The 26,666-nt window shown below is 65.3% G+C and carries 25 protein-coding genes and 1 pseudogene; 20 read left to right on the top strand and 6 right to left on the bottom strand.

Translation table 11 applies throughout. The features are described 5' to 3' along the window. Window positions 1–58: 58 nt before the first annotated feature. Window positions 59–754, top strand: coding sequence for a VIT1/CCC1 transporter family protein (locus ACUXVA_RS28615; protein WP_445489570.1), 696 nt, complete (start codon window positions 59–61; stop codon window positions 752–754). Between the two features lie 25 nt (window positions 755–779). Then, complete coding sequence (locus ACUXVA_RS28610) at window positions 780–1,223, top strand: DUF1810 domain-containing protein (protein ID WP_445489568.1); 444 nt, start codon at window positions 780–782, stop codon at window positions 1,221–1,223. A gap of 9 nt (window positions 1,224–1,232) precedes the next feature. Here ACUXVA_RS28610 and ACUXVA_RS28605 read toward each other — a convergent pair whose 3' ends face one another. Both ACUXVA_RS28605 and ACUXVA_RS28600 read right to left on the bottom strand, forming a co-directional pair. Beyond that, window positions 1,233–2,009 (bottom strand): SDR family oxidoreductase, encoded by a 777-nt coding sequence (locus tag ACUXVA_RS28605; RefSeq protein ID WP_445489566.1) that lies wholly within the window; start codon window positions 2,007–2,009, stop codon window positions 1,233–1,235. A 28-nt stretch (window positions 2,010–2,037) separates the two neighbouring features. Further along, window positions 2,038–2,736 (bottom strand): GntR family transcriptional regulator, encoded by a 699-nt coding sequence (locus tag ACUXVA_RS28600; protein ID WP_265082550.1) that lies wholly within the window; start codon window positions 2,734–2,736, stop codon window positions 2,038–2,040. Window positions 2,737–2,918: 182 nt separating this feature from the next. On the opposite strand from ACUXVA_RS28600, the gene ACUXVA_RS28595 reads away from it, so the two are divergent. The 8 genes and pseudogenes from ACUXVA_RS28595 to ACUXVA_RS28560 all read left to right on the top strand — a co-directional run bounded on the left by ACUXVA_RS28595 (window position 2,919) and on the right by ACUXVA_RS28560 (window position 13,349). Further along, window positions 2,919–4,175, top strand: coding sequence for an ABC transporter substrate-binding protein (locus tag ACUXVA_RS28595; protein ID WP_445489564.1), 1,257 nt, complete (start codon window positions 2,919–2,921; stop codon window positions 4,173–4,175). Window positions 4,176–4,358: 183 nt separating this feature from the next. Beyond that, a complete protein-coding gene (locus ACUXVA_RS28590) occupies window positions 4,359–5,237 on the top strand; it encodes a branched-chain amino acid ABC transporter permease (RefSeq protein WP_265082552.1) in 879 nt (292 codons plus the stop codon). Between the two features lie 10 nt (window positions 5,238–5,247). Further along, on the top strand, window positions 5,248–7,767 hold the full coding sequence (locus tag ACUXVA_RS28585; protein WP_445489561.1) for a branched-chain amino acid ABC transporter ATP-binding protein/permease: 2,520 nt from the start codon (window positions 5,248–5,250) through the stop codon (window positions 7,765–7,767). Between the two features lie 8 nt (window positions 7,768–7,775). Continuing rightward, window positions 7,776–8,714, top strand: a complete 939-nt coding sequence (locus tag ACUXVA_RS28580) for a 3-hydroxyacyl-CoA dehydrogenase (protein ID WP_265082553.1) — start codon at window positions 7,776–7,778, stop codon at window positions 8,712–8,714. Window positions 8,715–8,909: 195 nt separating this feature from the next. Further along, a pseudogene (locus tag ACUXVA_RS28575) lies at window positions 8,910–9,834 on the top strand (3-keto-5-aminohexanoate cleavage protein). A 113-nt stretch (window positions 9,835–9,947) separates the two neighbouring features. Continuing rightward, window positions 9,948–10,778 (top strand): aspartate dehydrogenase, encoded by an 831-nt coding sequence (locus ACUXVA_RS28570; protein WP_445489559.1) that lies wholly within the window; start codon window positions 9,948–9,950, stop codon window positions 10,776–10,778. An 83-nt stretch (window positions 10,779–10,861) separates the two neighbouring features. Beyond that, window positions 10,862–12,664, top strand: a complete 1,803-nt coding sequence (locus tag ACUXVA_RS28565; RefSeq protein ID WP_445489557.1) for a gamma-glutamyltransferase family protein — start codon at window positions 10,862–10,864, stop codon at window positions 12,662–12,664. Window positions 12,665–12,767: 103 nt separating this feature from the next. Further along, complete coding sequence (locus tag ACUXVA_RS28560) at window positions 12,768–13,349, top strand: TetR/AcrR family transcriptional regulator (RefSeq protein ID WP_445489555.1); 582 nt, start codon at window positions 12,768–12,770, stop codon at window positions 13,347–13,349. A 22-nt stretch (window positions 13,350–13,371) separates the two neighbouring features. Here the strand turns inward: ACUXVA_RS28560 and ACUXVA_RS28555 are convergent, their stop codons facing one another. From ACUXVA_RS28555 to ACUXVA_RS28545, 3 genes are all read right to left on the bottom strand, one after another. Further along, window positions 13,372–14,316, bottom strand: a complete 945-nt coding sequence (locus ACUXVA_RS28555; protein WP_445489553.1) for a fatty acid desaturase — start codon at window positions 14,314–14,316, stop codon at window positions 13,372–13,374. Continuing rightward, window positions 14,313–15,362 carry an alpha/beta fold hydrolase gene (locus tag ACUXVA_RS28550; RefSeq protein ID WP_445489551.1) on the bottom strand — a complete coding sequence of 350 codons (1,050 nt, stop codon included), beginning with the start codon at window positions 15,360–15,362 and terminating at the stop codon, window positions 14,313–14,315. The genes ACUXVA_RS28555 and ACUXVA_RS28550 overlap by 4 nt, the downstream gene beginning before the upstream one ends. Window positions 15,363–15,544: 182 nt before the next feature. Continuing rightward, window positions 15,545–16,429 (bottom strand): LysR family transcriptional regulator, encoded by an 885-nt coding sequence (locus ACUXVA_RS28545; protein WP_265082560.1) that lies wholly within the window; start codon window positions 16,427–16,429, stop codon window positions 15,545–15,547. A 152-nt stretch (window positions 16,430–16,581) separates the two neighbouring features. On the opposite strand from ACUXVA_RS28545, the gene ACUXVA_RS28540 reads away from it, so the two are divergent. The 10 genes from ACUXVA_RS28540 to ACUXVA_RS28495 all read left to right on the top strand — a co-directional run bounded on the left by ACUXVA_RS28540 (window position 16,582) and on the right by ACUXVA_RS28495 (window position 25,842). Next, window positions 16,582–17,580, top strand: a complete 999-nt coding sequence (locus tag ACUXVA_RS28540; protein ID WP_445489549.1) for an N-carbamoyl-D-amino-acid hydrolase — start codon at window positions 16,582–16,584, stop codon at window positions 17,578–17,580. Further along, window positions 17,577–18,401 (top strand): ABC transporter substrate-binding protein, encoded by an 825-nt coding sequence (locus ACUXVA_RS28535; protein WP_445489547.1) that lies wholly within the window; start codon window positions 17,577–17,579, stop codon window positions 18,399–18,401. Before ACUXVA_RS28540 ends, ACUXVA_RS28535 begins: the two co-directional genes overlap by 4 nt. Next, complete coding sequence (locus ACUXVA_RS28530; RefSeq protein WP_265082563.1) at window positions 18,398–19,255, top strand: amino acid ABC transporter permease; 858 nt, start codon at window positions 18,398–18,400, stop codon at window positions 19,253–19,255. The genes ACUXVA_RS28535 and ACUXVA_RS28530 overlap by 4 nt, the downstream gene beginning before the upstream one ends. Further along, window positions 19,252–20,019 carry an amino acid ABC transporter ATP-binding protein gene (locus tag ACUXVA_RS28525; protein WP_265082564.1) on the top strand — a complete coding sequence of 256 codons (768 nt, stop codon included), beginning with the start codon at window positions 19,252–19,254 and terminating at the stop codon, window positions 20,017–20,019. Before ACUXVA_RS28530 ends, ACUXVA_RS28525 begins: the two co-directional genes overlap by 4 nt. A 40-nt stretch (window positions 20,020–20,059) precedes the next feature. Continuing rightward, the gene (locus tag ACUXVA_RS28520; protein ID WP_265082565.1) at window positions 20,060–20,872 is read left to right on the top strand and encodes an ABC transporter substrate-binding protein; all 813 of its coding nucleotides are present in this window, start codon (window positions 20,060–20,062) and stop codon (window positions 20,870–20,872) included. Then, on the top strand, window positions 20,859–21,755 hold the full coding sequence (locus ACUXVA_RS28515; RefSeq protein WP_265082566.1) for a polysaccharide deacetylase family protein: 897 nt from the start codon (window positions 20,859–20,861) through the stop codon (window positions 21,753–21,755). The genes ACUXVA_RS28520 and ACUXVA_RS28515 overlap by 14 nt, the downstream gene beginning before the upstream one ends. Then, window positions 21,752–23,125, top strand: coding sequence for an amidohydrolase family protein (locus ACUXVA_RS28510; RefSeq protein ID WP_265082567.1), 1,374 nt, complete (start codon window positions 21,752–21,754; stop codon window positions 23,123–23,125). Before ACUXVA_RS28515 ends, ACUXVA_RS28510 begins: the two co-directional genes overlap by 4 nt. Window positions 23,126–23,547: 422 nt before the next feature. Further along, window positions 23,548–24,567: an aldo/keto reductase gene (locus ACUXVA_RS28505; protein WP_445493366.1), complete on the top strand. Its 1,020-nt coding sequence runs from the start codon at window positions 23,548–23,550 to the stop codon at window positions 24,565–24,567. Further along, window positions 24,567–25,409 (top strand): amidohydrolase family protein, encoded by an 843-nt coding sequence (locus ACUXVA_RS28500; RefSeq protein WP_445489543.1) that lies wholly within the window; start codon window positions 24,567–24,569, stop codon window positions 25,407–25,409. Before ACUXVA_RS28505 ends, ACUXVA_RS28500 begins: the two co-directional genes overlap by 1 nt. A gap of 91 nt (window positions 25,410–25,500) precedes the next feature. After that, on the top strand, window positions 25,501–25,842 hold the full coding sequence (locus ACUXVA_RS28495; RefSeq protein ID WP_445489541.1) for a hydroxyisourate hydrolase: 342 nt from the start codon (window positions 25,501–25,503) through the stop codon (window positions 25,840–25,842). A 6-nt stretch (window positions 25,843–25,848) separates the two neighbouring features. Here the strand turns inward: ACUXVA_RS28495 and ACUXVA_RS28490 are convergent, their stop codons facing one another. Next, complete coding sequence (locus ACUXVA_RS28490) at window positions 25,849–26,664, bottom strand: ABC transporter permease (RefSeq protein WP_265082570.1); 816 nt, start codon at window positions 26,662–26,664, stop codon at window positions 25,849–25,851. Window positions 26,665–26,666: the final 2 nt, after the last annotated feature.

Below are 26,666 nucleotides of genomic sequence, written 5' to 3'. Positions count from 1 at the left end.
GGTCGTTGCCGTCGCGACCCCTAGGTTTTCATTGAAACCCCGATCCGAAAGAGTGAGCATGAGTCGCCTGCACAAAGAAAGCCACCTGGTGTCGCGCGTGGGCTGGCTGCGGGCAGCGGTGCTCGGTGCCAATGACGGGATCATCTCGACGGCTAGCCTGATCCTCGGCGTGGCCTCCGCCTCCGCGGCGCAGAGCGATATCCTGCTCACCGGCGTGGCTGGCCTGGTGGCCGGCGCCATGTCCATGGCCGCCGGGGAATATGTCTCCGTCAGTTCGCAATCCGACACCGAGCATGCCGATCTCGCGCGGGAATCGCGAGAACTCGCCGCCGATCCGGCCGCCGAGACCGAAGAACTTGCGCAGGCCTATGTGGTGCGCGGCGTCGAGGTCGGGCTGGCACGCGAGGTGGCCCGGCAGTTGATGGTCAAGGATGCGCTGGGCGCCCATGCACGCGACGAACTCGGCATCTCCGCGGCCACCACCGCGCGTCCGGTGCAGGCGGCGATGGCTTCGGCTGCCACCTTTACTGTGGGTGCCGCGGCGCCGCTGCTGCTGGTGCTGGTGGCGCCGACGGCGCATGTGATCCCGGTCGTTGCTGTCGGATCATTGCTATTCCTGTCGCTGCTCGGCGCCATCGGCGCCAAGGCCGGCGGCGCCGGGCTGCTGAAACCGACGCTGCGGGTGGCGTTCTGGGGCGCCTTCGCCATGGCGCTGACGGCCGGCATTGGCGCGGTGTTCGGCAAGGTGGTCTGACGCCGCGATTCACAGGATGCACGCAATGCCTTCCGCTTCGTCCGCCCCCTACGACCTGCAGCGTTTCGTCACCGCGCAAGATCCAGTCTACGACCGCGTCCGTGATGAATTGCAGGCAGGCGCGAAGCGCAGCCACTGGATGTGGTTCATCTTCCCGCAGATCGCCGGGCTCGGGCACAGCGCCATGGCGCAGAAATACGCGATCGCCTCGCGTGACGAGGCGGTCGCCTATCTTCGGCACCCCGCCCTTGGCCTGCGACTGAAAGAGTGCACGGAGCTGGTGCTGGCCGTCCAGGACCGCTCCATTCACGCCATCCTCGGTTCACCGGATGACGTGAAGTTTTGCTCGTCGATGACGCTGTTCGCCGCAGTCGCCGAGGACAATGCGGTCTTTCGCGACGCCATCGCCCGGTACTACGCCGGCCGGGCTGACCAAAAGACGCTGGATATCCTGCGCGGAGCGACGTGAGGTATCGAACTATCCGAGCATCTGCGTATCGCCGCAGATCGAGATCGCCTGGCCCGAGATGGTTTTGCCGCGCGGGCTGCACATGAACAGGATCTGATCGGCGATCTGCTCGGGCGTGACGTAGTCCTTGATGGAGGTGTAGGAGAACGCCGTCTTCTCCATCTCGGCGAAGGAAATGCCGCGCTGCTGCGCCTTGGCCTCGAGCACGCGACGCTGGCGGTCGCCGGCGACGAGGCCGGGCAGGATGGCGTTGACGCGGATGTTGTTGGGGCCAAGCTCGATCGACAGCGATTTCGTGAAGCCGATGACGCCCCATTTCGCCGCCGCATAGGGCGCGCGCATGGCGAAGCCGACGCGGCCTGCGGCCGACGACAGATTGACGATCGAGGCGTTGCTACTCTTTTTGAGTTCGGGCACTGCGTGTTGCGTGCAGTTGAACTGGCCGGTGAGGCAGATGTCGAGGCAGCGATCCCAGTCCTCCGGGTTCATGTCCTCGACCTTCGACGTCGGCCCGGCGACGCCGGCATTGTTAACGAGCACGTCGAGACCGCCGAGCTTTGCCAGCGCATCGGCGAACAGTGTCTTCACGGCCGCGCGGTCGGAGACGTCGCACGGCGTCTGCGTGATGGCGGGATCGCTTTTGGCAAGCGTGGCCAGCGCGGTCTGATCGACGTCGCAGACGTGCACCCTGGCGCCTTCGCTTGCGAAGGCGCGGGCGATGGCCAGACCAATGCCGTTGGCGCCGGCGGTGACGAGAACGCGTAAACCCTTGATGGCGAGATCCATGGTGGCTCCGAATGGTTGATCGAAATGGTCAGTCTGCGAGGCCGCCCCGCGACAGGATGAAGTCGGCAGCGCCGTTGATGTCTGCTGCGATGCCGGCCCGCGCGGCGTCAGCGTCGCCGACCCTGATGGCGCGCAGCACGTTGGCGTGAAAGCGGATAGCCTCGCCCTTGGCGAGACGATCGGGATTGCCGCGCAGATCCAGGTTGATCACCGGACCGGCCTTGAGCCACAGCGCACGGATGATCTCCAGCACCACGGGCGAATGCGCGGCGCCGTAGACGTCGAAATGAAAATTCTTGTTGAACTCCACCGCGCGCGGCAGATCCGGCGTGGCCACTTCGCTTTCGGCGCGCATGGCGGCCTCGGAGGCCGCGATGGCGAGGACATCATCGTCGCTGCGATGCTGCGCCGCCTCCGCCGCCGCGTAGCCTTCGATGGCGATACGCACTTTGGTCAGGTCGCGGAACTGGCCGGATGACATCACGGGGACGCGCACGGCGCGGTTCGCGGCCACCTCCAGCGCCTTGTCGGCGACCAGCCGCGACACCGCCTCGCGCACGGGCATGATCGACACGCCGAGCACGTCAGCCGCGGTCCGCAGCGACAGCTTCTCGCCTGGTGCCAGCCGGCCGGAAATCAGCAGCTCGGCCAGTTGGGCGTAGGCGCGCTCCCCGAGGGTCTGGCGGTCGAGCGGCTCGACCAGGGTCAGCGCAGCGGGTCGGTTCAACGCGGATGCTCCGTTTTCGGCAAATCGTCAGCGGGGACTCGACAAGGCCCGCGAGTTTTGCCAGTCTAACTGTGATCACAGATCACGGCAAGCGACATAAGTCCTCACAGCAGAAGAGGGCGGCGCATGACCGGAGAGGGAGCTGCCGCTGCAGGCGCGGCCGTATCAGGGAGACGAAACATATGTCCAACATCAACGATTTCACGCGTCGCCGGCTGCTCAAGGCTGCCGGCGGCATGGCGCTGGTATCCGGCCTCTCGGCGCCGTCGATCCTGTCGGCACAGACCTCCGATGTGATCCGCATCGGCCATCTCACCCCGCGCACCGGCTTTCTCGGGCCATTGGGCGAGTATGGCGTGATGGCCATCGATCTCGCCGTGGAGGAGATCAATGCCGCGGGCGGCATGATGGGCCGCAAGGTCGAACTGCTGAAGGAGGACTCGGTCAACCCGCAGACCGCATCGACCAAGGCCGAGCGCATGATCGAGCGCGACAAGGTCGCCTGTATCATCGGCGAGATTTCGTCGGCGTCGTGCCTGACGATCGCGCAGGTCGCGTCGCGCAACAAGACGCTGTTCATCAACACCGGCGGCAATTCCGACGCGCTGCGCGGCAAGGACTGCCAACGCTACATGTTCCATGTGGAGTCGCAGAACTCCATGTATGTGAAGACGGTCGGTCGCTCGTTCCTGAAAGACGGGCTGGTCAAGGGCAAGAAGTGGTACTCGCTGACGGCGGACTATGCTTTCGGCCACGATCTGCTGAAAGTGTCAAAACGCTTCATGGAAGCCAATGGCGGGCAGTTCGCGGGCGACGACCTGGTGCCCACCGACGCCACCGACTTCTCCGCCTATCTGCTGAAGATCCGCGAGGCCAAGCCGGATCTCGTGGTGATCAACCTCGCCGGCAACCAGATCACCAACTTCCTCAAGCAATATGCGGAATTCGGTCTGACCTTCCCGGTGGGCGGCTTCGGCTTCGACACCGCTTTGGCCTGGGCCGCCGGCAAGGGCAACTTCGTCGGCACCTGGCCGGTGGTCTGGCATCACCTGCTCGACACCCCCGGCAGCAAGGCGTTCGTCGCGTCCTTCACCAAGAAATACAACAAGCCGCCGGAGAATCAGGCCTGGGGCGACTACATCGCCACCAAGATCGTGGCGCAGGCGATCAACGACCTGAAGTCCGCGGAGTCGCCGAAGATCATCGAGCACTTCGAGAAGGGCGCCAAGTTCGATCTGCTGAAAACCCGGCCGGGCTACTTCCGCGCGTCCGATCACCAATTGATGCACGAGATGTATGCGGTGACCGCGCTGCCCGCCGACAAGATCAAGAACCAGTGGGACATCTTTTCCTCCAGCCCGGCGGTGCCCGGACCGAACGAAGACCTCGAAGTCATCGCCGCCACTGCCGAGGAGAACAGCTGCAAGTTCCCGAGCTGAGCTTCCTTCACCCTCCCCTTGAGGGGGAGGGTCGCTGATGACGATGCGCAGCATCGTCATCAGCGGGGTGGGGTGATGTGTTTCGCTCCGCCTCTGCCGCTATCACCCCACCCCGACGCGCATCCGCTTCGCGGCTGCCCGTCGACCCTCCCCCTCCAGGGGAGGGTGAAGAGGACCGAATCCATGTCTGCCATGTTATTGGCGCAGCAGATCCTCAACGGGCTGCTCGACGGTGTTTACTACCTGCTGATCGCGCTTGGCCTGTCGCTGATCTTCTCGCTCGGTGGCATCGTCAATCTGGCGCACGGCGCGTTTTATGCCATTGGCGCTTACCTCACGCTGGTGCTGACGCCGTATCTCGGCTTCGGCGGCACCTTCGTCGCCGCCCCCGTTGCGGTGGCGTTGTTGGGCGTCGTGATCGAGCGCACACTGTTCCGCCGGTTCTATCGCTCCGACCCGATCTTGTCGCTGCTGCTGACCTTCGGCCTCGCCATGGTCGCCGAACAGGCGCTGCGCATGATTTTTGGCGCGCCGCCATTGTCCTATTCGATTCCGCAGGCGCTGCGCGGCCAGGTAGCGATAGGCAGCTTCATCTATTCGTTCTATCGCGTGGTGCTGCTCGGCATCGCCGCCGCCTGCATCCTTGGTCTGTGGCTGCTGTTGCAGAAGACCTCGTTCGGCCGCGTGGTGCGTGCCGGCGTGCAGAACCCCGACATGGTCGGTGCGCTCGGAATCTCGTTGCAGCCCTATATGTCGGCGGTCGCCGCGCTCGGCATCGGCCTTGCGGGGCTGGCCGGCGTGCTGCTGGCGCCGATCTATTCGATCCATCCGGCCATGGGCCAGGAGATCATCACCCCGGCCTTCGTGGTCGTGGTGATCGGCGGCCTCGGCTCGTTCTGGGGCGTGGTGCTGGCGGCACTGCTGGTCGGGCTGGTCAAGGGCGTCATGGTCGGCATCGGCTATTCCGCCGCCTCCACCGCGGCGATCTATCTGTTGATGCTGCTGGTGTTGCTGTTCCGGCCACGTGGCCTGTTCGGCGAACGCATCATGCGGTTCGAGTAGGGCCGTGCTGATGTTGAAGCGTCTGCCCATTCCGCTTGTTATCGCCGCCATCGGCCTGCTGGTGCTGCCGCCGGTGCTGCTGGCGCTCGGTCTCACCATGACCTCGGCCACCGAAGTGGTGGTGTTCGCTCTGGCCTGCATGGCGCTCAACATTCTGGTCGGTCATACCGGCCTGGTATCGTTCGGCCACGGTGCATGGTTCGGCCTCGCCTCCTATGCGGCGGCGCTGATCCAGCGCAACCTGATGCCGGACTCGTTCTTCGGTCCGACGCTGCTCGGCCTTGCCATCACCGCGGTGGTCGCCGCCGCCTTCGGCTTTCTGATCCTGCGCCGGCGCGGCGTGTATTTCTCGCTGCTCACGCTGGCGCTGGCGGCGATGCTGTATAGCGTGTCGTTCCGCTGGACCGACGTCACCGGCGGCGAGAACGGGCTGGGCGGCATCACCCGCCCGGCGCTGTTCGGCCTCGATCTGGAATCGTCGACCACCTACTACTGGTTCGTTTCGGCGATCGCGCTGCTGGTGCTGGCGCTGCTGTGGAAGTTCCACAATTCCACCGTCGGCTCGGTGCTGGTGGCGATCCGCGAGAACGAGCAGCGCGCGCGCTTCCTCGGCTATCCCACCAACCGCTACAAGCTCGCCGCCTTCGTGCTGTCGGCGACCATCACCGGCCTCGCCGGCATCCTGCTGCTGTACAAGAACCGCATGACGTCAGCCGATCCGATCTCGGTGGCGTTCTCCGGCGACCTGCTGGCCATGGTGGTGATCGGTGGCATGCGCAGCTTCCTCGGCCCGGCGCTGGGCGCGCTGTTCTTCATTCTCTTCCGCGAATTTCTCGGCATTTACACGGAGAACTGGCTGTTCTGGTTCGGCCTCGTCTTCGTCGCCTTCATCATCTTCTCGCCCACCGGCCTGGTAGGCATCGGCGAGCGGCTGATCGCGCCGTTCCGCAGGAAGGTGGTCGAGGACGCCGCCATGTCGGCGCGCCGGCTCGAGGCCATGCCGCTGCCGGATTTCCTGCGTCCGACTTCCGTGGTCAACGGGCCGGTGCTGGCCGCGCGCCACATCGTCAAGAGCTTCGGCGGCATCAAGGCGGTGCAGGGCGTCGATATCGCCATCGCCGACCGCACCCTGCATGCGCTGATCGGCCCCAACGGCGCCGGTAAGACCACGGCGTTCAACCTGCTGTCGGGCATGTATACGCCGGATGAGGGCGCGGTGACGCTGCTGGGCAGGCCGATCGCCGGCCAGGCCCCGGAACAGATCGCCAGCGCCGGCATCGGTCGCTCGTTCCAGATCACCAACCTGTTCCCCGCGCTCAGCGTGGCCGAGAACATCCGGCTGGCAGTGCAGGCGAGGCATCCGCGCCGCTTCGATCCCTGGACCAACGCGCTGTCCATCGCCGCGATCAATCATGAGACGGATGCGACGATCCGCTATCTCGGCCTCGCCGGCATCGAGGGCGCCGAGGCCGGCACGCTGTCCTATGGCGGGCAAAGGCTGCTCGACATGGGCGTGGCGCTGGCCACCGCGCCTCGCGTGCTGCTGCTCGACGAGCCGCTGGCCGGTCTGGCCGCCGCAGAGCGCGAGCGCATCGGCGCCATCATCAAGCGCATCTCCGCCGACCTGCCGGTGCTGCTGGTCGAGCACGACATCGATCGCGTCTTCCAACTCGCCGATCATGTTACGGTGATGAACGAAGGCCGCGTCCTGCTTGACGGGTCGGTCGAGGACGCACGCGGCAGTCCCCGGGTGCAGGAGGTTTATATCGGTTCCGGCAACACGGCGGTCGCCGCTAGGCCGCGCGAGACTGCGGCCGGCGTCAAGCCGCTGCTGACCGCCACCAACGTCGATACGTTCTATGGCAAGAGCCACATTCTCAACGACGTCAACTTCACGCTGCACGACAACGAGATCATCGCGCTGCTTGGCCGCAACGGCGCCGGCAAGTCGACGCTGCTCAAAACCCTCATCGGCATCGCGCCGGCGGCCAATGGCTCCATCGAACTCGCCGGCCACCAGTTGATCGGTCTCAGCCCGGCGGAGACAGCGCGGCTCGGCGTCGGCTATGTGCAGCAGGGCCGAGCTCTGTTCGCCGGCATGACCGTGGAGCAGAATCTCGAACTCGGCGGGCTGAAGCGGCAGACCGGCAACGGCGTGCACTGGACCCGCGAGCGCATCTACGAGTATTTCCCGCGCATCCGCGAGCGGCTCGACAGCCCGGCCGACTATCTGTCCGGCGGCGAGCAGCAGATGGTCGCGGTGGCGCGGGCGCTGTCCGGCGACGTTCGGGTGCTCCTGCTGGATGAGCCGTTCGAGGGCCTCGCGCCGGCGGTGGTCGAGCAGTTGTTCGAGACCTTCGACCGGCTGCGCAAGGAAGTCGCCATCATCATCGTCGACCATAATCTTGATCTGGCGCTGGCTTTGTCCGACACCACGGTGGCGCTGGAGCGCGGCCGTGTAATCCATCGCGGCGCCTCGGCGGATCTGCGCGACGACCTCGATCTGCGCCGCAAGGTGCTCTGGCTGTGAGAGATGACATGACTGAAAGCGAACGATACGTTGCCATTGTCGGCGTTGGCCTGATCGGCCGCGCCTGGGCGGCGATTTTTGCCCGCGCCGGCTGGACGGTACGGCTGACCGACCCGCATGGCCCGACGCTCGCCGCCGGGCCGGCCCTGATCCGCGACGAGTTGCAGGCGCTGGCGCGCCACGGCCTGGCCGACGACCCCGATGGTGCCGCGGCGCGGATCAGCGTCGCTGCAACGCTGGCGGACGCGCTCAAGGGCGTGGCCTTCGTGCAGGAAAACGGGCCGGAGAACATCGATCAGAAGATCGCCATCTTCGCCGAACTCGATCGTCTCGCGCCTGCCGATGCCGTGCTGGCGTCGTCGACCTCGGCCATCGTTGCATCGCGGTTCACTGAAATGCTGGCGGGGCGTGCGCGCTGCCTGGTCGGCCACCCCGTCAATCCGCCGCACCTGGTGCCGGTGGTCGAGATCTGCGGCGCGCCGTGGACATCGTCGGACAGCATAGCACGTGCCCGCGCGGTCTATCAGGAGATCGGCCAGGTGCCGGTGACGGTCAACAAGGAGATTAACGGTTTCATCCTCAACCGCCTGCAGGGCGCGCTGCTGGCCGAAGCCTTCCGGCTGGTCGGCGAGGGTTATGTCTCGGCAGAGGATCTCGACCATACAGTGAAAGATGGCCTCGGCTTACGCTGGTCGTTCCTCGGGCCGCTGGAGACCATCGAGCTCAATGCGCCCGGCGGCATTCCGGACTACTGCGCGCGCTACACCGGCTTCTACAAGGAACTGGCAGCTACCGCGGCCGGCCCGGAGGTCTATGAGAGTCCGAACGTCGACCGCGTCATCGCCGCCTGGCCGCACCAGCCGACGCAGGAACGTATCGCGAAGCTGACGATCGAGCGCAACGAACGCCTCGCCGCGCTGGCCGCGCACAAGAAGAAGCAGAAATGAGCGCGCCGCGGCGCGCGGATTTACCTCTCGCCGCTTGCGGGGAGAGGTCGACTGGCGAAGCCAGTCGGGTGAGAGGGGCTCACAACAAATGAGATCGTAGAGACTCCCCTCACCCCGACCCTCTCCCCGCAAGCGGGGAGAGGGAGCAGATCAAGCTACACCGGATAAACTGCAAGCAAGAAAGAGAGCACCACCATGGTCCGTAAAGTCATCATCACCTGCGCCGTCACCGGCGCGATCCACACGCCGTCGATGTCCAAGGCGCTGCCGGTGACGCCGCAGGAAATCGCCGATGCCGCGGTGGATGCCGCCGAGGCCGGCGCAGCCATCGTGCATCTGCATGCGCGCAATCCGAAGACTGGCCAGCCTGACCAGAGTCCGGAGGCGTTCGCGCCGTTCCTCAAGGTCATCAAGCAGCGCACCAATGCGGTGATCAACCTGACCACCGGCGGGGCGCCGACCATGACGGTGGACGAACGCGTGCGTCCCGCCGCGGTCTACAAGCCGGAGGTGGCGTCGCTGAACATGGGCTCGATGAACTTTGCGTTCTTCGGCATGCTCAACCGCTTCAACAAGTTCGAGCACGATTGGGAACTGAAGCACCTGCAGAACAAGGACATCGTGTTCCGCAACACCTTCCAGGACATCGAATATGTGCTGACGACCCTGTCCGGGTCAGGCACGCGCTTCGAGTTCGAATGCTACGACACCGCGCATCTCTACAACCTGAAATACTTCCTCGATCAGGGGCTGGTGAAGGCACCGCTGTTCATCCAGACGGTGTTCGGGTTGCAGGGCGGCACCGGCGCACATCCGGAAGACGTGCTGCACATGAAGCGCACCGCCGACCGGCTGTTCGGTGACCAGTATGTCTGGTCGGTGCTCGGCGCCGGCCGCAACCAGGCTGCCGATCGCGGCGATGGCCGTGGCGATGGGTGGCAACGTCCGCGTTGGCCTCGAGGACTCGCTGTGGGCGGCGCCGGGCCGCATGGCGTCGTCCAATGCAGAGCAGGTCACGCTTGCCCGCAAGATCATCGAAGGTCTCGGTCTCGAAGTGGCCAGCCCGGACGAGGCCCGCGAGATGCTCGACCTCAAGGGCGGCGACAAGCTGGAGGTCTAGCTGCTGACGCGGCGCGCATCCGGGCCATGTCCCGGATGCGCTTCCCGCGCGGGGATCGGCGTGGCATGGTCGCGACCTTGCGACACCCGAGCCCTCGAAAGTGACCGTCTGCGATGCCGAATGACCTGAACTCCACACGGCCGCGGCTGCGCGTGGCCGTCGCCGGCCTCGGCGCCATCGGCACCAAGGTGGTGGAGGCGCTGGACCGCGGCATCGACGGCATGGTGCTGGTCGCCGTCGCCGTACGGAATCCTGCCAAGCATCGGACGTTTATCGAGGGCCTTACGAGCAAGCCGGCGCTGCTGCCCATCGAGGGCCTCGCCGACGTGGCCGACATGGTGATCGAATGCGCGCCGAGCAGCCTGCTGCGGGCCATCGTCGCGCCGTTCGTGCGGGCCGGCAAGACCGCGATGGTGCTGAGCGCCGGCGCGCTGATGGAGAACGAGGACCTGATCGCGCTGGCGAAGGCGCATGGCGGCCAGATCGTGGTGCCGACCGGGGCGCTGATCGGCCTCGACGCGGTGACCGCTGCCGCGGAAGGCCAGATCCACTCGGTCCGCATGGTGACGCGCAAGCCGGTGCGCGGCTTGGCCGGCGCGCCCTACATCGTCGCCAACAATATCGACATCGAGAGCATCACCGAGCCGCTGAAGATCTTCGACGGCACTGCGCGCGAGGCGGCGAAGGGCTTCCCGGCCAATCTCAACGTCGCCGTGGCGCTGTCGCTGGCCGGCATCGGCGCCGATCGCACCACGCTGCAGATCTGGGCCGATCCGGCGCTGACCCGCAACGTGCACCGCGTCGAGGTCGCCGCGGACTCCGCCAGTTTTTCCATGACCATCGAGAACATCCCCTCGGAAAATCCCAAGACTGGCCGCATCACCGCGCTGTCGGCCATTGCCTGGCTGCGCAAGCAGCGCGCCGCGCTGCGCGTCGGAACCTGACGCGCGCGCCGGTTGGCAGCGCCCTGATCCTGTGTTCAAACACCCGCGTGATCGCGGTTCGTCGTTGAAAGAGATTTGAAGCCATGAGCAACATCAATCCCGATCCGTTCACCACGCGCCCGGAAATTGAAGGCACCTTCGGCGTCGTCACCTCGACGCACTGGATCGCCACGGCGGTCGGTATGGCGACGCTGGAGAAGGGCGGCAATGCCTTCGACGCCGGCGTCGCCGCGGCCTTCACCCTGCAGGTGGTGGAGCCACATCTCAACGGCCCCGGCGGCGACGTGCCGATCATCGTTCATGACATGAAGCGCGGCCGCACCGAGGTGATTTGCGGGCAGGGGCCGGCGCCAGCCGGCGCCACCATTGCGCATTACCGCGACCAGGGCCTCGACATGGTGCCCGGCACCGGCCTGCTTGCGGCCTGCGTGCCCGGCACCTTCGAATCCTGGATGCTGCTGCTGCGCGATTACGGCACGCTGCGCCTGCGTGACGTGCTGGAGCCGGCAATCGCTTACGCGCGCGACGGCTATCCGCTGGTGGAGCGCGCCGCGGCGACCATCGCCACGGTGCAGGAGCTGTTCCGCACGCACTGGCCGACCTCGGCGGCGGTGTATCTGCCCGACAACAAAGTGCCGGTGCCCGGTACTTTGTTCACCAATCCGGCGCTGGCCGCCACCTATCAGCGCATCCTCGACGAGGCGGAAAGCGCGGGCTCCGACCGCGATGCGCAGATCGAGCGGGCCCGCGCCGCATGGTCGCGCGGCTTCGTTGCCGAGGCCATCGATCGCTTCTGCCGGACTCAGGAGGTGATGGATGTCACCGGCTCCAGGCACAAGGGCGTGCTGACCGCCGACGACATGGCGCGCTGGCTGCCGACCATCGAGGCGCCGCTGACCTATGATTACGGCCGCTATACCGTGTGCAAGCCGGGCGTCTGGAGCCAGGGCCCGGTGATGCTGCAGCAGCCGGCGCTGCTCAAGGGGTTTGAACTCGACGGACTCGACCCCGCCGGTCCGGAATTCATCCATCTGCAGATCGAGGCCGCGAAGCTCGCCTATGCCGACCGCGAAAAGTTCTACGGCGATCCGGATTTCACGGAGATCCCGATCGCGGTGCTGCTGTCCGACGAATATAACGACGCGCGCCGCAAGCTGATCACCGACCGGGCATCGCTGGAATTCCGGCCGGGGTCGGTGGAAGGCTTTGGTGCGCTGGTCGCGCAGCGCACGCAAGCGGGTGGCCGCGAGGCGGTCGGCGCCATGGGCGCTGGCGAGCCGACCGTCGGCCGCTTCGGCGAAGTGCGCGGCGACACCGTGCATTTCGATATCATTGACAAGGACGGCAATATGATTTCCGCCACGCCATCCGGCGGCTGGCTGCAGTCGTCGCCGGTGATCCCGGAGCTTGGCTTCGGCCTCGGCAGCCGCGCCCAGATGTTCTGGCTGCAGGAAGGCCATCCCGCCGCACTGGCGCCCGGCAAGCGGCCGCGTACGACGCTGAGCCCGACCATGGCGCTGCGCGATGGCGAGCCCTACATGGCCTGGGGTTCGCCGGGTGGCGACCAGCAGGACCAGTGGAATACGCAGTTCTTCCTGCGCCACGTGCATGCCAAAATGAACCTGCAGGAAGCCATCGACGCGCCGGCCTGGCACTCCGAACATTTCCCGATCTCGTTCTGGCCGCGCACCTCGCGGCCCGGCGTGCTGGTGCTGGAAAACCGCGTGCCGGCGGCGACCATCGCAGCACTCATGGCCAAGGGGCATGTTGTCGAGACCGGACCGGACTGGTCGGAAGGCCGTCTCACCGCCGCCTCCAAGATCGGCCGCCGCCGCCGCGCCGCCGCCAACCCGCGCGGCATGCAGGGCTATGCCGCGGGACGCTGACGCCGACATGGACGACCATTGACAATCCGTTGTGCTTTGGTCGCCAACAGTATCCCATTCGCTCTTATATTCCGGGGACATCGAGCGACGTCGGAGAATCAGGGTGAACAAGGTGGCCACCAGGTCCCAGGGCCGACCCAGATCAATCGAGACGGAGCAGGTCATTCTGGAAGCCGCCTACCGCATCATGGCGACCAGCGGACTCGCGGCTGCCAGCATCGACGCGGTGGCGCGCGACTCCGGCGCTTCCAAGATGACGATCTACAAGTGGTGGCCGTCCCGCGAGGCTCTGCTGATCGACGCGTTCCTGCGGCAGGCCGCGTCCATGATCCCGTTGCACGACAAGGGCGATGCGCTGTCGTGCATTAGGGCGCACGCCGCAGCCTGCGTTGCGGCGCTGAATAGCGATTTCGGCAGGGTGCAGCTCGCGGTCATCGCCGAATGTATCGCCGGAACCGGTTCGGCAAAGCCATTCGCCGAGCGCTATCTCGCGATCCGCAGAAAAGCCGCCGTCGCGATCATTCGATCCGGACAGAAGCAGGGAAGCATTCGCGCTTCAGGACCCGCCGGCGATCTGTATGACCGAATCTACGGGACGCTGTTCTATCAATATGTGTTCGGGCTGCGCCGCCTCACCGGCCCATACGCGGACCGGCTCGTGACCTCGGTGCTGTCAACGACTTAGCAGCGATCGGTCGTGGCGCCGGTCATTGCGGGCGTGCGCGCCGGAACCATGCCCATGTCTGCCGCGTCACGGCGCGGTAGCCCGGGCCGCTGTGAACGATACGTCCGGCGACGATCTCGTTCAGTTTCGGCAGCGCATGGAACGGCACCGAGGGGTAGGCATGGTGCTCGACGTGGAATGGCATGTTCCAGGCGAACCACTTCACCACTTCGCCGGTGTAGGTCGTCCGCGTATTCTCGTAGGCACTGCGCGTGTGTTCGCAGCCGGTGTGCTCGGCGTAAAGATACGGGCGCAGGAACAGTTGCCCGAGGAACAGCGGAATGAGCCAGCTCCACAACAGCACCGCGGTCGACAGCGCGACCGAGGCGATCAGGAGAAGGAGATAGACGAGGACATAGGCGCGCGCTTCCAGCACGATCATCGCGCGCTTGTTCTCTGGAATCCACGGCGCCACGGCCTGCCCGGTGAAGGCGCGGCGGAACAGCAGGACGATCCGGTTGGTCAACTGCACGATGCCGGTATAGGCGATGGCAAGCCGCGCGTCGGAGGACGGGATCGTCGCGGTGACGAGTTCGGGGTCGCGCTGCGGGTCCTGGGTGTAGCGATGGTGATCCCAGTGAAACAGCGCATAGCCGTCATAGGGAAGCACGATCATCAGCGACGACAGATGGCCGAGCACCAGGTTCAAATGCCGTGACCTGAAGACCGTGTTGTGGGCGGCTTCATGCACCGCCATGAACAGGAAGGCGACCAGATAGCCCTGCACGAACATCAGCGGGACCGCCGGCAACACGCCGTATCGTGCCGTGATCCGCCAGATCAGGGCACCAACCAGCGCGATTGCGCCATAGTGGGTGATCGACCGGATCAGGCCCGGCATGTTCGAACGCGCCGAAAGCTCCTTCAACTGAACCGGTGTCAGCGCACGTCCAGCTATGCTCCGATCAGCGTCCAACGCCATTGTCATCTGCGGGTCTCCTGGTTGCCGTCCTTGGCAAGAAATGCCGCCACCGTCGCATTGATAAAGGCGCGGTCGGCGGGGATGAGGGCCGGGTTGCCGGCACGATGTCCGTAGTCGGAGGGGATGGGCACGAGTTCGGCGGAGCACGCATTGACCAGCAGCGGCAGTTCGTCCTCGTTGTCCCGGACCTGAAAATAGCTGTCGGTCCGGCTCGGCATCAGCAGGACCCGCGCAGCAATCGCCGCCAACGCGTCGGCCAGATTGCCGCCGAACTGATCGCAACGGCTGATATCGCCGCTCTGCCAGGTCCGGATCTGAGCGAGCAGGTCGTTGGCATCGCGCCGGGAAAAGGCGACGTCCCAGGACCGGGTGAGGAAATCCTCGAGAGAGGTGAAGCCCAGTGTCCGCCACAACGCGTCGCGATAGAAGGCGTGCGACATGGCCCAGCCGGCATAGACGCGGCCCATCGCCCGCAGCCCGACGGACGGCGTCGACACGAAGCGCCCATCGACAAAGGCCGGGTCGGCCGTCAACGCAGCCTTGACCCCCTCCAGGAATACGAAGTTGAACGGCGAGCAGCGCGCGCTGCCGCAGACGATCGCAGCCCGCTCGACCATGTCCGGATAGCGAGTCGCCCAGTGATAGGCCTGCATGGCCCCCATCGACCAGCCGTAAACCAGCGCGATTTTGGCTATCCCAAAACGTTCGGTCAGCAGTCGGTGCTGGACCGCGACGGCGTCGTAGTAGCTGACGTCCGGATACGAACCGTCCGCAAAGGCCTGCGCCGCATTCGAAGGAGACGACGACAGGCCGTTGCCGAACAGGTTCGGGATGACGACGAAATAGCGATCCGGATCGAGGGCGCCGCCGGAATGGACCAGCCACTCGGTGTCGTAGTGCTGGGCACCGAACGACGTGGGATAGACGATGACATTGTCCCTGGCGGCGTTCAGGCGTCCATAGGTCCTGTAGGCCAGCCGCATGTTCGGAAACACCCGGCCGCCCTGCAGGACGACATCGCCGGCGTTAAACAGCTCGTAGTCCAACGTCATGCGAACAGCTCCCTGCGCTGCGCAGAGGTTTCGCGCGCGATCTTAATAAGTGGACGAATCGTATAGTAATATGCGGGCCTGCCAACGCCAAATTTTCAGCAGATGGCGCGGGACCGGGCGCCGTCAGCAGTCATACGCCGAGCGGCCCGATGTGTCGGAACAAGAGGCAGATTCCATCCAGCTCAGTTCACGAGGCTGGTCTGGCGGATTTCGGCGAGGAATTCCTTGGCGAGGCGCGAGAGCGGCTCGGCTTCCGACCACAGCACATAGGCGATGCAGGGGATTGCGGGCGCGAACGGCCGCACCACGAGGTTCGGACCGGCGCTCTGCCGTGCCGACATCGGATCGACAACGGCCACACCGACGCCTGCGGCGGCGAGCATGCAGGCCGTGTTGCAGTAGCGCACCTCGACGGTGGGCCGAAACGGCGCGCCGGCCTGCGCAAAGTTCTCGCGCACGGCGGCGCCCAGCCGTGTTCCTCCTTCCAGTCCGATGAAGGACAGGCCGGCAAGATCGGACGCAGAAATCGTCGTCTGATCGGCCAGGTGATGGTCCTGCGGCATCACGCAGACCATTTCGCCGACATGCAGAACTTCGCGGGCAATGCCCGGATGTTGCGACAGACCGAGCGCGAAACCGAGCTCGGCGGTTCCGTCCAGCACGCCGTCGATGATTCCCTCGTAGCGGCGGACGTCGAACGACACCCGCGTGTGCGGCCGGCGCTGCAGGAAGCCCGACAGCGCCGGCGAGATGATGCCATAGGCCAGCGGCGGTGTCGCAACGATCGACAGGCGTGCGGAACGCGCTTCCCTGAAATCACGCACACGATTTTCAAGTTTCGCATGCAGCGCGAAGATGGCGTCGCTCTCCTTGTAGAGTGCCATTGCTTCGGCGGTCGGCAGCAGGCGGTTGTTGGCGCGCTCGAACAAGGCGAACCCTGCCTGGGCTTCCATGGCCTTCAGCGCGTTGCTGATGGCGGGCTGCGACAGCGCCAACTCGTCAGCAGCCGCCACCGTCGTGCGGTGTCGGATGACCGCACGCAGGATTTCCAGTTGACGTAGGTTCATATCATCACCGGTTATTGTCTCCGCCAAAATATCATAGCACGAACGATTGCATTTGACGTCGCATCTGCCTGTAATCACTGTGTATTCGTGCGCTGTTGGAGCGGGCATGTCTTGCCTGTCGATGCAGCAGTGCGCCCAGATTGGAGGCAGCGTTGTCCCGTATTTTCCGCGCCGCGGCCGCCCAGATGGGCCCGACGCAACAAGCCGACTCGCGCGAGCACACGCTCGGCCGCATGATCGTGCTGCTTGAGACGGCGGCTGCGCAGGGCGTAACCCTCGTGGTGTTTCCCGAGCTCGCATTCACCACCTTCTTTCCGCGCTGGCTGCTCGCGGGCGAAGCGCTGGATCGCTATTATGAGCGCGGCATGCCGAATGCGGCCGTGCAGCCCTTGTTCGATCGGGCGCGCGCGCTGGGCGTCGGTTTCTCCGTCGGCTATGCCGAGCTCACAGCCGATGGTCAGCGTTTTAATTGCGCGATCCTCGTCGATCGACAGGGCGAGGTGTTTGGCCGCTATCGCAAGGTCCATCTGCCGGGCTCGGTGGAGCCGCGTGAAGGGGCGCGATACCAGCAGCTCGAAAAGCGATATTTCGACTATGGCGACCTTGGCTTCCCCGCTTTTCGCGCAGGCCCCGACTGGTGCGACGCCATCATGGGCATGATGATCTGCAACGATCGGCGCTGGCCCGAATCCTGGCGCGCGCTGGGCCTGCAGGGCGTCGAACTGGTCTGCGTCGGCTACAATTCCGCGGCCTACGATCCCAATGGCGGCGTCACCGAGGATGCCGCGCTGCGAACCTTCCATTCGACGCTGGTGGCGCAGGCCAACGCCTACATGAACGCCACCTGGGCGATCGCCGTCGCAAAGGCCGGCGACGAGGATGGCTCCGGCCTGATCGGCGGCTCCTGCATCGTCGATCCGAATGGACGGATCGTCGCCGAGGCGAAGACGCTGGCGGACGAGGTGATTGTCGCCGACATCGACCTCGACCTCTGCCGTCAGGGCAAGGACAAGATGTTCAACTTCGCCGCACACCGGCGGCCGGAGCATTATGCTGTCATCACCGAGCGCGCCGGTGTGGTCGAACCGCCGCTGCGTCAACACCTCGACGCGGCGGCGCCTGCATCGCCGGGGGCGAAGGAACTTACATGACGCGCATCGCAATCGCACTCGGACTGGCTGGCTTCGTCGCTGTCGCCTCGGCGCAGGCCGCCGAGCTTCCGGATTCGATCAGGCAGGCCGGCGTATTGCGACTGACCATCAATGCGACCTACGCCCCGATGGCCTATCGCGATCCTGCCACCAACGAACTGGTCGGACTCGATGTCGATCTGGCCCGGGAGATCGCCAGGCGCCTTGGCGTCAAGATTGTCTGGAGCGAAACGCCGTTTGCCGAGTTGATCCCGTCGCTGGCGACCAAGCGCGCCGATTTTATCATCAGCGGCATCACCGACCGCGCTTCGCGCCGCGAGACCGCCGACTTCATCGACTATCTCACCACCGGTCCGCAGTTCTTCGTGATGACGGAGAGTGCGCCCAAGCGGGCCATCGAGCTGTGCGGCCAGAAGGTTGGAACCACGCGCAGCACCAGCTTCCCGGCCGAGATCGAGAAATGGAGCAAGGCGAACTGCGAAGCCGCCGGCAAGCCGGCCGTCCAGTATGTCCCCGGTGAAAACAGCATCGACGTGCGCAACCAGCTCAAGCAGGGTCGCATCGATGCGGCAGTGCAGGGCAGCGAGACCTTGCCCTATGCCCAGCAGCAGGAAGTCGGGAAGTATCGCGTTGTCGGCGAGCCGTTTTCCAGCGGCTACCAGGGCATCATGTTCCGCAAGGACGACGCGGCGCTGCGCGAGGTCGTGACCGAAACGCTTGCGGCCATGATCTCCGATGGTGCCTACAAGATTATTCTCGAGAAATGGGGCTTGGGCATGCATGCGGTTGCAAAGCCGATGATGAACGCGGCCACACAATGAGCGCAACCGAGCGGCTTGCCGAAGGATTTCCTGATCTCTCGATGGTCAGGGCGGCCAGTCGGCCGCACTGGATCCGCTGGTTCACCGCCTTCGCCATTGTCGCGGCGCTGGCGGCAATCGGTCGTGCCTTCGCCTACGGCCAGATCGAATGGTCCTATGTCGGGCGGTTCCTGACGGTGCCCGTCATCCTGCATGGCATCGCCAACACCATGCTGATGGCGGTGCTTGCGATGGCGCTCGGCATCGCGCTGGGCGTGGTCGTGGCGATCATGCGGCTGTCGCCGAACCCGGTGCTGAAGTCGGTCGCGGCGGGCTACACTTGGCTGTTCCGCGGCACGCCGCTGATCCTGCAGCTGCTGCTGTGGTTCAATCTCGCGCTGGTGTTCCCGACCATCGGCATTCCCGGCCTGTGGTCGGTGCGGGCGGTCGACGTGATGACGCCGTTCCTGTCCGCGCTGCTTGGTCTCGGCATCAATCAGGGCGCCTATACGTCGGAAGTGATGAGGGCCGGCATTCTCTCGGTCGATATCGGACAGCATGAGGCTGCGCAGGCGATCGGCATGGGGCGGCTGCAGACGCTGCGCCGGGTCATCCTGCCGCAGGCCATGCGGGTGGTGACGCCTCCGCTCAGTAACGAATTCATCGGCATGGTCAAAGCGACGTCGCTGGCGTCGGTCATCCAGTATCCGGAACTGCTGCACAGCGCCGAGAACATCTATTATGCAAACTCGCGCGTCATCGAACTGCTGATCGTCGCCGGCCTCTGGTATCTGCTCGTGGTGTCGATCCTGACGCCGTTGCAAATGCTTGTCGAGCGCCGCTTTTCTCGCGGCACCTTGCAGGTGGTGCGATGACCCGCCCGCTGGTCGCGATCCGCTCGATCAACAAGAACTTCGGCGCATTCCAGGCGCTGAGTCGGGTGTCGCTCGATGTTCATGCCGGCGAAGTAGTGTGCCTGATCGGTGCATCCGGTTCCGGCAAGACGACGCTGCTGCGCTGCGTCAACCAGCTCACATCGTTCGACAGCGGCGGGATCTGGCTGGACGGCGAATTGCTGGGGGTGCGGGAGGAGCGCGGGCGGTTGCACCGCCTGTCCGAGCGACAGGTCGCGCAACAGCGCCTGAAGACTGGAATGGTCTTCCAGCGCTTCAACCTGTTCCCGCACCGTACAGCGCTGGAAAACATCATCGAAGGTCCCGTGCATGTGCAGGGCCGCAAGCCGGCGGAGGCGGAGGCGGAAGCGATGGAGCTGCTGCGACGGGTCGGCCTGACGGCCAAGGCCGATGCCTATCCGGCGGAATTGTCGGGCGGCCAGCAACAACGGGTGGCGATTGCGCGGGCGCTCGCCATGAAGCCGATGCTGATGCTGTTCGACGAACCAACCAGCGCGCTCGATCCGGAGCTGGTTGGCGAAGTGCTCGCCGTCATGAAGGAGCTGGCGCGCAGCGGCATGACCATGATGGTGGTGACGCACGAGTTGGGCTTTGCACGCGAGGTCGCGGACCGGGTGGTCTATATGGATCAGGGCGCCATCGTGGAATCCGGTCTGACGTCGGAGGTCCTCGGCGGCGCGCGCGAGGCGCGCACCCAGGCCTTTCTGTCTGCAGTGATTCGATAAAACGGCGGTTTGCTTTCCGAACACGCAACAAGGAGCCACGATGAAGATTTTGATAGCCTCCGCGCTCGCCTGCTGCTTCGCCGGCGCGGTTCTCGCGGCAGAGCTGCCGCCCGACATCGTCAAGGCCGGCAGCATCAAGGTTGCCATCGTGCCGAACTATCCGCCGATGGAGTTCAAGGATCCGGCCACCAACGCGCTGACGGGCTTCGACGTCGACCTCGGCGAGGCGCTGGGCCGCAAGCTCGGCATCAAGATCGCGTGGCAGGAAACCAGCTTCGACCAGATGATGCCGGCGATCTCGACGGGGCGCGTCGACGCGATCCTGTCGGGCATGACCGACATCGCCTCCCGGCAGGATAGCGCGACTTTCGTCGACTATCTACGCAACGGCCCGCTGTTCTTCGTGCAGAACTCCCGCGCCGCTGAGTTCAAGGACCAGGCAGCTCTTTGCGGCAAGAAGGTTGGTGCCTCCAGGCGCACCAACATGCCGAAGATGATCGAGATCTGGAGCAATGCGAATTGCGCTGCCAGCCCCATCGTCTTCGTCGGCACCGAGGGCTCGGCCGACGCCAGGACACAGCTGCGCCAGGGCCGCATCGATGCGGCCGTGCAGGGCGGCGAGACACTGCCCTACATCATGGACCTCGAACCCGGCGTCTACCTGCCGGTCGGCGGCGTTTTCGCGACCCAATTCACCGGCCTTGCTCTGCCGGTCAAAGAGAAGGGCCTGCAGCAGGCGGTGGTGGAGGCACTTGACGGACTGATCGCCGACGGGTCCTACAAAGCGCTGCTGGTGAAGTGGAAACTGACCGACTACGGCATGGAAAAGGCCTTGATCAATGCAGGACAGTAAAGCACTGGCGGGCATCCCGCTGATCCCCGCCAACACCGCAGCGCCGGCGCCGCAATTTCCGTGGCCCAAGCCGTTCTCCTCGGCGATGTTCCTGTCGTTCGATGTCGATGCTGAGAGCGCCTGGACGGCCAAGGACGCGGCGCATGCCGAGCGTCTGGTCACCATGAGCTATGGTGGCTATGAGGCGCGCGTCGGCACACCGAAGCTGCTGGAGCTGCTGGAGCAGCTCGACCTCAAGGCGACGTTTTTCATCACTGGCTGGGCGGTCGACGCACATCCGGCAATGGCGGAATCGATCCTCAAGGCCGGCCATGAGATCGGCCACCACGGCTATCACCATTTGCTGGTCGACCCAGGCGATCCGGTCGACGAGGAGCTTGATCGTGGCTTCGAGGCTATCAAGCGTCATCTCGGCGTGGTTCCGAAGGGCTATCGCGCGCCCGTCGGGGAATTCACCGAAGCGCTGCGCGTGGCGCTCGTGCGTAAGGGCATCGTCTACACCTCGTCGTTTCGCGATGACGTGCGGCCCTATCGCCACTGTCTGGCTGACGGCCGGCCCGGCACCATCGAACTGCCGGTGACCTCGAGCTACGATGACTGGATGCACGGGTTGTCCAACCGTTTCAGCCCGCGCTCGATCTTCCCGAAGGAGCATGTGCTGTCCATGTGGAAGGATGATCTCGACGAGACCCGCGACTGGGGCGCGATGGTCACCACGGTGCTGCACCCGCAGGTCAGCGGCCGGCCGATGCGGCTTCGCCTGCTGCGCGAATTTCTGCTCTATGCGAAATCCTGTCCGGATCTCTGGATCGCGACCGGCGAGGCGATTGCTGCGAATTACCGGCTTCATGAGGCGGGCGGCAGTTCCGCCGCGGCTGAATGAGCACGATCGCCATTTTCGGCAGCTATGTGCTGTCACGCAAGGATGGCGCGCAGGACGTGCTGCGCGACCGCTGGATCTTGCTGGAAGGCAGCCGCATCGCTGCGGTCACGCAGACGCGGCCGCAGGCTGGCGAGGTGTTCGACCGGCCCGGCCGGTTCATCCTGCCTGGCCTGTTGAACCTGCACAACCACTGCTACAGCGAAGCCATCGCGCGCAGCCATACCGAAGACGGCAATGGTCGCCGCAACAACCAGAGCATCATCTACACGGTGCTGCTACCGCTGAGCAAACGCGGCGCGGAAATTCTGTCGCCCCTGGAGCGACTGGCGATCGCCCGGCTTGGCGTGCTGCAATTGCTGAAGGGCGGCGTCACCACGGTGATGGATTCGTTCCGCAATACCATCCCCGAAATGTTCGACGCCGCCGCCGAGATGGGTATCCGCTTCTACGGCGCGCCTTATCTGTTCTCGACGGCCGATGCCCGGCTCGGCGCCGACGGCGTGATGACCTACACCGGCAACGATGGCGAAGCCGATCTCGACAGTTGGAATGCGTTGTATCAGCGCTGGAACGGGCAGGCCGACGGCCGCATCAAGCTCGCCATGAGCCCGCACGCCACCGACACTTGCGGCCCGGAGCTGTTCAAGGCCTGCGCGACGCGCGCGCGCGAACTCGGCGTGCCCATCACCACCCATCTGGCCCAGAGCGCCGCCGAGGTGGCGCTGATCGGCCAGCGCTACGATGGCCGGACGCCGGCGGAGTATCTTGACTGGCTGGGCGTGCTCGCGCCGGACCTGATGGCTGCGCATTGCATCGCAAGTTCAGACAGCGATCTGGGACTGATGGCGGCGCGCGGCGCCACGGTATTGAACTGTCCCCGGGTGTTTGCGCGCAGCGGTGTGACCGCGGCGTTCGGCCGCTTTGCGTCGCATGGCGTCCGCACCGTGGTGGGCACCGACGGCTACAATCAGGATTTTCTCGGCGAACTGAACGCCGCCTCGCTGATCTCGAAACTGTCGTCGGGCAAAGCCGATGTCGCCAACGGGCCGGAACTGATCGAAGCCGTGACCGCGACAGCCGCTGGCGTGATCGGACGGCCTGACCTCGGCGTGCTCGCGCCGGGCGCCACCGCCGATCTCACGGTTGTCGATATGAGTCACCCGCATCTGCAGCCGCTGTTCGATCCGCGCCGTGGCCTGATCGCTCTGGCCAACCGCGCCAATATCGACCAGGTCATCGTCGACGGCCGCATCCTGATCGATGCCGGCCGTTCGACGCAGCACGACGAAGCCGCGATCGTGGCGGCGGGGACCGCGGCGGTGGGCAAGATCTGGGATCTGCCGGAAGCCCAGGCCGCCTTCAATGGCTGATGCGCTTGACGCTTGCGCCATAGGCGAAACGGGGCATTTGTCAGCCATTTGAGAAAGGGGAAATTGTCATCAGCGAAGCCTGCGTTCCGCCGCCGGCGCCCGGCTGAGACTCTGCCGAATGTGTGGCGGCGATCGATTGAACTCGTCGCGTAAAGTGGGCGCTCAAAGGCTGTGAGCCAGAATGTCCTGGCTGCACGATCAGGTCGAACCTGTATTTGAGCTTGTTGAGTTGGATTGACTTCCGCTCGCGGCGTGTTGGTGGCAGGATTGCATTCAGCCAGGTGCAGTCCGTTCGCGGAGGGCAGGTTCGGGGCCGAGATCAGCGGGGTAGACCATTGGCAAGCAAGGTGAGGGAACTCTACACGGCCGCCGCTGCGCAGGCAGACGAAGAGAAGCCGGTCGATGCGACTCCGCGGTCTGCATTGCCGCGCCGTCTTCTTGGTCGGACGCGGCTCGAGGTTTCGGTGCTCGGCTTCGGCACCGCGCCGCTTGGCGACCTCTATGCGCAGCCGGACGACGACACGGCCATCGATACGGTACACGTCGCGCTCGATCGGGGCATCAATCTGCTCGATACGTCTCCCCTTTATGGCAACGGTCTTGCCGAACATCGTTGCGGCACCGCGCTCCGGCGCGTGCCGCGCCAGAACATCGTCGTATGTACCAAGGTCGGTCGCTGGATGGACCCGTTCACCGGGCGCGGCGACGGTTCCGGCTATGTCGGCGGGCTGCCGCACCGGGCCGTGGTCGACTATTCCTATGACGGCACCATGCGATCGGTGGAACAGTCGCTGTTGCGGCTGGGTACAGATCGCCTCGATTTGTTGTTGATCCACGACGTCGACGTCTGGACCCATGGCCGCGACGCCATCGAGGCGCGGTTTCGGGAGGCGATGGCCGGGGCCTATGTGGCGCTGGACCGGCTGCGCGGCGAGGGCGTTGTCGCCGGAATCGGCATCGGCGTGAACGAGGCCGAGATGTGCGTGCGTTTCGCGCAGGCCGGATCCTTCGATACCATGTTGCTGGCCGGGCGCTATTCGCTGCTAGAGCAGCCGGCGCTGGCAGAATTCCTGCCGCTGGCGCAGCAGCAAGGCATCGGCGTGCTGCTCGGCGGCGTGTTCAATTCGGGTATTCTGGCGACCGGCGCGGTCAGCGGCGCCAAGTACAATTACCGGGATGCGCCTCCCGATATCCTGGTGAAGGTGGCGCGGATCGACAGCGTCTGCGCGGCGCATGGCGTTGCCCTGCCCACCGCGGCATTGCATTTTGCCCTGGGGCATCCGGCGGTGGCCAGCGTCGTACTGGGCGCCCAGAGCCCGCAAGAGGTCGAGCGCAATGTGGACGCGCTGTCGCGCACGGTGCCGACTGCGCTGTGGGCCGATCTGAAGGCCGAGCGCCTGCTGGATGCGGCAGCGCCGGTTCCGTCATCGGTCGCCGATTGATGCGCATCGATGCGCATCACCATGTCTGGACGCTGGATCGTGGCGACTATGGCTGGCTGACGCCGGCGCTGGCGCCGATCCATCGCGACTTCTCGCTGTCGGACCTCGCGCCGCATCTCGGCGCCGCGAATATCGAAGGCTCGATCCTAGTGCAGGCCGCGCCGACCGAGGCGGAAACCATGTTCCTGCTCGACATCGCGGCAAGGGCGACGGAGGTGCGAGGCGTGGTCGGCTGGACGGATTTCGACGCGCCCGACGCCAGCGCGCGCATCGATGCGCTCGCCGCGCACCGGCTTCTGGTCGGGTTGCGGCCGATGGTGCAGGACATGGCCGACGACGACTGGCTGCTGCGTCCGGCACTGGCGCCGCTGCTGGCGGCCATGGCACGGAACGGCCTGGTGTTCGACGCACTGGTGCTGCCGCGCCATTTGCCGCGTCTGCTGCGGCTGGTCGACGATCACCCGGCCACGCAATTCGTGCTCGACCATTGCGGCAAGCCCCGGCTTGCAAGCGGCGAGACGGCAGATTGGTATCGCGATATCGCGTCGCTCGCCGAACGCCCCAACATCGTCTGCAAGCTGTCGGGCCTCGTGACCGAGGCCGCACCGGACTGGCAGATCGCGGTTCTGCGCAACGCGGTGGATCATGTCGTGGCGTGCTTCGGGCTCTCTCGCCTGCTGTGGGGCAGCGACTGGCCCGTGGTCAATCTGGCCGGTGGCTACGAAAAATGGTTCGCCGCCGCCGAAGCTCTGCTGGCCGATCTGTCAGCCGATGAAAAGGCCGCCGTCTTCGGCGGCAACGCGGCGCGCATCTATCTTGCGCACCGGGGACGGAGATGTTGAAGCGCGTCGGTGACGGGCTCGCGGGGGCGGGCTGGCCGTCCGCCTTGCTTGTGATCTATCATCGACCGTCACTCAATCGGTAGGAGTTCTGATGGCGGGCGGGATATCCATTCATGCGGTCGATGTCGCGAGCGGGCAACCCGCGCAAGGCCTGCGCGTCGAGATCTGGCAAGTTGGGCCGGCGCGTGCCCTGATTGCCGACGGCTGGCTCGGTGCCGTCGGCACGCTCGATCACCCGGTCACCACAGGGATTGGAATCGAAGCCGGCGAATACGAGGTGCTGTTTCACCTCGGTGAATTCTTTGCCGATAGCGAGGGCGCAGGCTTTCTGACGGTGGTGCCGTTCCGGTTCAGGATCGTGAACGTGGATGAGCATTTCCATCTGCCGATCAAGTTCACGCGCTGGGGCTTTGCACTGTTTCGCGGCGCCTGAGGCGGATCAGTTCGTCAGCCGCTTCGACAGGCCGGTGACGCGCTCCATGACGGCGATGAGCGCAACCGTGGCAATGATCAGCACGCTGGATAGCGCCGCGATGGTGACGTCGAGCTTGCCCTCGAGGTCCTGCCACATGCGGATAGGCAGCATGTCGGTGGCCGCGTCGCGCAGGAACAGCGACACAGGCACATTGTCGAACGACGACATAAAGGCGATGAACGCGCCGGCGATGATGCCCGGACGGATCAGCGGCAGCACGATGCGCCGGAAGGTGTAGGACCGGCTGGCACCGAGCGCCGCCGAGCTTTCCAGCAGTGCCGGCTCGAGCTGGGCCAGCGCCGCCACTGTGTTGCGCACCACATAGGGCACGCAGACCACGGTATGGCCGATCACCAGGGTCAGCAGCGACACCTGCATGCCGACCCGTGAAAACAGCATAAGCGCTGCGAGACCGAAGGCCAGTGCCGGCAGCACCAGCGGCGACATGAACAACGAGTCGAGCAGTCGTGTCGACAGGGTCGGCGAGCGCGCAATGGCCAATGCGGCGCCGACGCCGAGCACGATGGACAGGCCGGTCGCCCACAGCGCCACCACAAAGCTGTTGCGCGCGGCGAAATGCAACTGCCAGGCATTCCACAATTCGACGTACCAGCGGCCGGAATAGCCGGGCGGAGGAAATTTGAGCGAGAAGCCGCTGGTGAACGACACGATCAGCACGACCAGCGATGGCGCGATGATGATCACCAGCCCGATCAGCGCGATCGCCGTCATGACTACTTCGAAGCTGATGGCTTCCCAGGTGCGCTTGCGGCCGCTCATGA

Source organism: Rhodopseudomonas sp. RCAM05734, assembly GCF_052658035.1.
This window is presented reverse-complemented; position numbering and strand designations above follow the sequence as displayed.